General features: G+C 64.8%; 6 protein-coding genes and 1 pseudogene. 4 read left to right on the forward strand and 3 right to left on the reverse strand.

The features are described from left to right. Nucleotides 1-53 precede the first annotated feature (53 nt). The gene (locus AC1DVW_RS26205) at nt 54-689 is read left to right on the forward strand and encodes a TetR/AcrR family transcriptional regulator (protein WP_477326976.1); all 636 of its coding nucleotides are present in this window, start codon (nt 54-56) and stop codon (nt 687-689) included. An 83-nt stretch (nt 690-772) separates the two neighbouring features. Here AC1DVW_RS26205 and rpmE read toward each other — a convergent pair whose 3' ends face one another. Next, the gene (gene rpmE, locus AC1DVW_RS26210; protein ID WP_006327661.1) at nt 773-994 is read right to left on the reverse strand and encodes a 50S ribosomal protein L31; all 222 of its coding nucleotides are present in this window, start codon (nt 992-994) and stop codon (nt 773-775) included. 217 nt (nt 995-1211) lie between these two features. Here rpmE and AC1DVW_RS26215 point away from each other — a divergent pair, with 217 nt between their 5' ends. After that, on the forward strand, nt 1212-3014 hold the full coding sequence (locus AC1DVW_RS26215; RefSeq protein WP_477326978.1) for an ABC transporter transmembrane domain-containing protein: 1803 nt from the start codon (nt 1212-1214) through the stop codon (nt 3012-3014). Between the two features lie 23 nt (nt 3015-3037). Here the strand turns inward: AC1DVW_RS26215 and AC1DVW_RS26220 are convergent, their stop codons facing one another. Then, nucleotides 3038-4525: a carboxypeptidase M32 gene (locus AC1DVW_RS26220; RefSeq protein WP_477326980.1), complete on the reverse strand. Its 1488-nt coding sequence runs from the start codon at nt 4523-4525 to the stop codon at nt 3038-3040. A 155-nt stretch (nt 4526-4680) separates the two neighbouring features. Between AC1DVW_RS26220 and AC1DVW_RS26225 the strand changes: the two genes are divergently transcribed. After that, the gene (locus AC1DVW_RS26225) at nt 4681-5034 is read left to right on the forward strand and encodes a DUF1304 domain-containing protein (RefSeq protein ID WP_477326982.1); all 354 of its coding nucleotides are present in this window, start codon (nt 4681-4683) and stop codon (nt 5032-5034) included. 69 nt (nt 5035-5103) lie between these two features. Here the strand turns inward: AC1DVW_RS26225 and AC1DVW_RS26230 are convergent, their stop codons facing one another. After that, on the reverse strand, nt 5104-5538 hold the full coding sequence (locus tag AC1DVW_RS26230) for a hypothetical protein (protein ID WP_477326984.1): 435 nt from the start codon (nt 5536-5538) through the stop codon (nt 5104-5106). A 295-nt stretch (nt 5539-5833) separates the two neighbouring features. Here AC1DVW_RS26230 and AC1DVW_RS26235 point away from each other — a divergent pair. Then, nucleotides 5834-6142 (forward strand): annotated as a pseudogene (locus AC1DVW_RS26235) (IS630 family transposase); the annotation flags it as partial.

Here is a 6142-nt window from a genome sequence, read left to right on the forward strand (position 1 = left end):
GAGTCAAGCCAATTTCACGGCGGTTCAGCTGAGCGCGTTTGTTGGAGACAGTCATGGAAGGCACCGCCCCACCGGCCAACGAACAGATCGCCTCGCCGCGCCGGGCGCCGAGCCAGCAGCGCAGCCGCGAGCGGGTCGAGCGCATGCTGGCCGCCGCCTCGGCGCTAATTGCCGAACAAGGCAGCGACGCCATGCGCATGGGCGAAGTGGCGGAAAGGGCAGGTGTCTCGATCGGCTCGCTCTACCAGTTCTTTCCCGACAAACGTGCGATCGTCTGGGCGCTGGCAGAGCGCCATACCGCCGAAAGCCAGGCCTGCATCGCGGCCGCTTTGGCCGATGTCAGTGACGCCGAGGGCTTGCGGCGGGCGTTTTCGGAGCTGGTGGATATCTATTACGGGCTGTTTCTGGCCGAGCCCGTCATGCGCGACATCTGGTCGGGCACACAGGCCGACAAGGCGCTGCGTGAACTCGAACTCGCCGACAGCCGCGCCAACGCCGAATTCCTCACCGCGGTGCTGAAGCGGCTGCGGTCGGCCGCCGATCCGGCGGCGCTGGAAACCACGGCATTTCTCATCTGGCAGATGGGCGAGGCCGCCATGCGGCTGGCGATCTCGGTCGAGCGAGATGAGGGCGACAGGCTGGTCGCCGCCTACAAGCGCATGGCGTTGCGGGAGCTTCTGCTTGAGTAGGGAGCGAAAGCTGAACCTTAGGCGCGGTAACAAAAAACCCGCCTCAAGGGCGGGTTTTTGATCTGCGACAAAGCCGACGTGGCTTAGAGGCCGAAGCCTTCGAAACGCTTCTTGAACTTCGACAGGCGGCCGCCGCGGTCGAGCAGGGTCTGCTGGCCGCCGGTCCAGGCCGGGTGGGTGGTCGGGTCGATATCGAGGTTCATCGTATCGCCTTCCTTGCCCCAGGTCGAACGGGTCATGTATTCGGTGCCGTCGGTCATGACGACCTTGATGGTGTGGTAATCGGGATGGATGTCGGTCTTCATTGTTCTGATCCTGGGCTTTGTTCGTGGCTTGCCGGAGCGGCCGACGGGCGCAAAGCCTGCGTCGATGCGCCCCTTTTTAAAACTCGAAGCCGCAGCTATTGAGGAGCCACGGCTTCTAAAACGGTCGGCGAGCCTATACATCAGCCGGAATTGAATCACAAGGCCGCGGCGGGCGCATATTGAAGCGCCCACCCGGAAGCGGCCAGAGGAAACGGTCATGGCGGATATCAGCGGCGGGGAAGACGAGCGTCGGCGCTCGCTCGGGCCGCTGCGGCGCCTGTTTCCCTATCTCGCCCGCTACCGGAAAATGGTCATCGGCGCGGTCATCTCGCTGGTCGTCGCGGCGGCCACGACGCTGGCGCTGCCGCTGGCCGTGCGGCGCATGATCGACCACGGTTTTTCCGCTTCCGATTCCAGCTTCATCGCCGAGTATTTTGCCATGCTGGTGGTGATGGCTGCCTTGCTGGCGGCGGCGTCGGCCAGCCGCTACTATTTCGTCATCACGCTGGGTGAGCGCGTCGTTGCCGATATCCGCAGCGATGTGTTCCGCCATGTCACGACGCTGTCGCCGTCCTTTTTCGATACCTCCCAGTCGGGCGAGATCGTGTCGCGGCTCGCCGCCGACACAACGCAGATAAAGTCGGCTGTCGGAGCGACCGCCTCGGTGGCGTTGCGCAACGTCATCCTTGGCCTTGGCGCCGTAGCGATGATGGTCGTCACCAGCCCGAAACTGTCAGGGCTGGTCATTGCCGCCATTCCGCTGATCGTGCTGCCGCTGGTCGCTTTCGGCCGTTCGGTGCGGCGCAAGTCGCGGCTGGCGCAGGACACGCTGGCCAATGCCACGGCCTATGCCAGCGAGCAGATCGGCGCGGTGCGCACGCTGCAGGCCTTCACCAATGAGAAGCTGGTCACCAATCACTTTTCGGCTGCCGTGGAAGCCGCGTTCGATGCGGCGCGGGCCTCGGTCTTTGCCCGCTCCTTCCTCACCTTCTTCGCCATTTTCATGATCTTTTCCTCGGTGGTGGCGGTGCTGTGGTTCGGTTCGCGCGACGTGCTCGCCGGCACGCTGTCGCCGGGCACGCTCGGCCAGTTCCTGCTCTATTCGGTGTTCGCCGCCGGCGCGCTCGGCGCGCTCTCGGAAGTGTGGGGCGAACTTGCCCAGGCGGCCGGTGCCGCCGAACGGCTGACCGAAATCCTCGCTGAAAAACCGGCCATCCAGGCGCCGGCCGATCCGAAGCCGCTGCCGGCGACGGCGAAAGGCGCGATCGGCTTCGATGACGTGTCCTTCTCCTATCCGGCCCGGCCCGATCGCGCCGCCGTCCATGGCCTCAGCTTCCAGGTCAAGCCCGGCGAGACGGTGGCGATCGTCGGTCCCTCGGGGGCCGGCAAGAGCACGGTGTTCTCGCTGATCCTGCGCTTCTACGACCCCGAAACCGGCAGCATCGTCATCGACGGCGTCGACGTGCGCGAAGCCGATCCCGCAGCGGTGCGGGCGCGCATCGCCATCGTGCCGCAGGACGTCACCATCTTTGCGGCGACCGCGCGCGACAATATCGGCTTTGGCCGGCCGGGCGCCAGCGAGGCCGAAATCGAGGCGGCAGCGAAAGATGCGCTGGCCGACGAATTCATCCTCAAGCTCGAGAAAGGCTATGACAGCCAGGTCGGCGAGCGCGGCGTGACGCTGTCCGGCGGCCAGCGCCAGCGCGTGGCGATCGCCCGCGCGATCCTGCGCGACGCACCGATCCTTTTGCTCGACGAGGCGACCTCGGCGCTCGACGCCGAAAGCGAGACGCTGGTGCAGATGGCGCTGGAGCGGCTGATGCAGGGCCGCACCACCATCGTCATCGCCCACAGGCTGGCGACGGTGCTGAAGGCCGACCGCATCCTGGTCATGGATGGCGGCCGCATCGTCGAGGAAGGCACCCATCAGAGCCTCGTCGCCAAGGGCGGCATCTATGCGCGGCTGGCCAAGCTGCAGTTCGAAACCGGGGCCAGCGCGTTCAGGGGCGCGGCGGAGTAGGCATGCGCATTTCGCCTATTTGCCTAGGCGTCCCCATATCGTTTGCGCAAATGCTCGGTGAAATGCGCGGCATTGAGCTTTTCGCCCGTGGCGCGTTCGAGAAGTTCCGGCGTCGACCAATGCGAGCCCTGCGACCAGATTTTCTTGCGGCGCCAGTCGTTGATGGCGGCGAAATCGCCCCTGGCAAGGTCGTCGTCGACAGAGGGATGGTCCTTCGTCAGCGCCGCCCATTGCTGCGCCGCCATCATGGCGCCCAGCGTGTAGGACGGGAAATAGCCGAAGGCCGCACCCGGCCAATGCACGTCCTGCATCGGACCGTCGGCCGGATTGTCGATGGTCGACAGGCCGAGATAGTCGCGCATCTTGGCGTCCCAGGCCTCGGGCAGGTCGGCCGCCTGCAGCCGTCCCGAGACGAGTTCCTGTTCCAGTTCGAAGCGCAGGATGACGTGCAGCGGGTAGGTCACCTCATCGGCGTCGACGCGGATCAGGCCGCACTCGACCCGGTGCACATGCGGCAGGATGTCGTCGAGCGTCCAGCTCTCGCCAAGATGCCGTTCGACCACCGGCAGCGCCCAGCGCCAGAATTCGGGGTTGCGGCCGAGCTGCTTTTCGACGAACAGGCTCTGGCTTTCATGCACCGCCATGCCGCGCGCCTTGCCGAGCGGCCAGTGCGCCCATGCTTTCGGCAGGTTCTGCTCGTAGAGCGCATGGCCGGTCTCGTGCAGCACGCCCATCAGCGCCGACAGAAAATCGGAGGTCTTGTAGCGGGTGGTGATGCGCACGTCGCTGGGCACGCCACCGCAGAACGGATGGTGCGACACAGACAGCGAACCATGGGTAAGGTCGAAGCCGACCGCCGCCATCATGGCGAGGCCGAGCTCGCGCTGCCTGTCGATCGCATAGCTGCCCGAAAGCGGTTTTAGCGGGCGTTTGGCCAGTCGCTCTTCCTGCACCGCCAGCGCCTCAGGGACAAAACCTTTCAGAAAGGTCTTCAATTCGCCGAACACCGGGGTGATGTCGGCGGCGCGATTGCCGGGATCATATTGCTCCATCAGCGCGTCATAGGGATCGAGGCCGAGCACGTCGGCGCGCAGCGCCGCCTCCTCACGCACCAACGCCACGATGCCTTCGAGCGCCGGCAGGAAGCCGGCCCAGTCGTTCTTGCCGCGCAGGTCGCGCCAGAGCTGTTCCGAGCGCATGCGGGCGACCGTCTGCCGCTCGACGAATTCCACCGGCAGGCAGGTCAGGTTGGTGTATTGCCGGCGCAATTCCCTGACCGCGGCCTGCTGTTCCTCGTTCAGCGTTTCCTGCTCGGCCGCCGCGATCCAGTCGGCGATCTCCGGCGCCGTCGCCTGTCGGTGATGCATGCCGGCAAGGGCTGACATCGCCTCGGCGCGCTTCTCGCCGCCGCCGACCGCCATATGGGTCGCCTCGTCGGCGCCGAGGATGGCAAGCGCGTGTTCCAGCGCTTCGAGCTTGTGGCCGAGGTCATCGAGTTTCTGAAAGGACATGGGCTGCTTCCGGTGAGTTTGGACGGCGGGAAAAGATACCAATGCACTTGTATTGGCAACCCTCCAGGGCGGCTCTCGCCGATGCACCTTGCGGAAGAGATGGCGCGCGTGGAATGCTGGCTGACGGCAAAAGACCGCGATGGAGGGGAGACAAGATGATCGGCAACATTCTGGTCGGGCTGGTGGCCCTGATCCATGTCTACATCGTCTATTTGGAGATGGCGCTATGGGACACGCCGCGCGGCCACAAGGCTTTCGGCCTGACGCCGGAATTCGCCAGCGCCTCGAAAGTGCTCGCCGCCAATCAAGGGCTCTACAATGGCTTTCTCGCCGCCGGGCTGATCTGGGGGCTTTATCTCGGCGCCGCCGGGTTCCAGATCAAGATATTCTTCCTGCTCTGTGTCGCCATCGCCGGCCTCTACGGCGCAGCGACGGTGGGCAAAAAAATCCTGTTCATCCAGACAGTGCCGGCCGTGCTGGCGCTGCTGGCGGTGTGGCTCGGCTGGTAAAAAAGACGCCAGCGGGGCAACAGCCCCGAGGCGCCAGGCAGTCCCTTCCTTGTCCTTGCTCGGACGCTGTCAGCCGTTCGGATAGTTTCCGCCGTCCGAGCCGTCACCCATGTTGAAGCCACTGCCGGTGTCGCTCAGCAGCCGCTGGTCGAGATTGTCGAGCCGGTGCAGCAACTGGGCGTATTGCGCCGCCGGTATCCTGCCATGGTCGGCGGCAGCGGTTTTTTCGGCGGCCTGGCTGATATTGGCGGCCCGCTGGTGCAGCTTTTGCGCCTCGGCCGGCGTAATCGTGTTCGCCTGCCTTGCGTCGGCGATGCCCTTGTCGACGCCTTGCACCTGATCGATCAGCGCCGCGACGCGCGGACCGGTGAAATCGGTCGGTGCGGCCTCGTCAAGGGCGCCCTTGTGGTGTCCGGCGGCGTAGGCGCCGGCGAACGGAACAGCAATGAGAAGTGCTGCCAGAGTTGCGGTTTTAAGCGAGGTCCTGGGAGTGAAAGAGCGCATCGTGGCGTCTCCTTTGACTGTGGAAGGTGGCGACTGTCTCGCCCACGTTCCGGCCGCGGGCCGTCCGGTTCCGTCGCGTCGCGATGATGGGAGCCATCGCCGGCGGTTCTCGGCCCAAGGCGAACGCTAGGAGCGCGCTGCGGCAAAGTGTAATTAAAAAAAGATAATCTTTTCAGGCCTTGCCGGTCTCGAGCCGCGCCCTAGAGCGGGATGAATTGAGGCTGAATCGGCGAGGATTCCCTTAGGCGTGCAAATCTGATTCAACCTTCTTGCTGAGACAAGGAGGTCAGCATGGATGGGCAAGCCTTACTCGATGGATCTTCGCGAACGGGTTGTTGCGTCGGTTGAGCGGGAGGGGGCTGTCGCGACGGCAGGCCTCGGCACGCTATGGGGTTGGTATCAGCACCGTCATCAGGTGGGTGCAGCGGTTGCGCGACATGAGTAGCCTTGCGCCCGGCAAGATGGGTGGGCACCGGCCGAAGAAGATTGCCGGTGAGCATCGGGACTGGCTGCTGCTGCGCTGCCGAGCTGCGGATTTTACGTTGCGCGGTCTTGTGGTCGAACTTGGCGAGCGCGGCCTGAAGGTCGATTACCGCTCGGTGTG

This window comes from Mesorhizobium sp. P3_B5 (assembly GCF_056402815.1).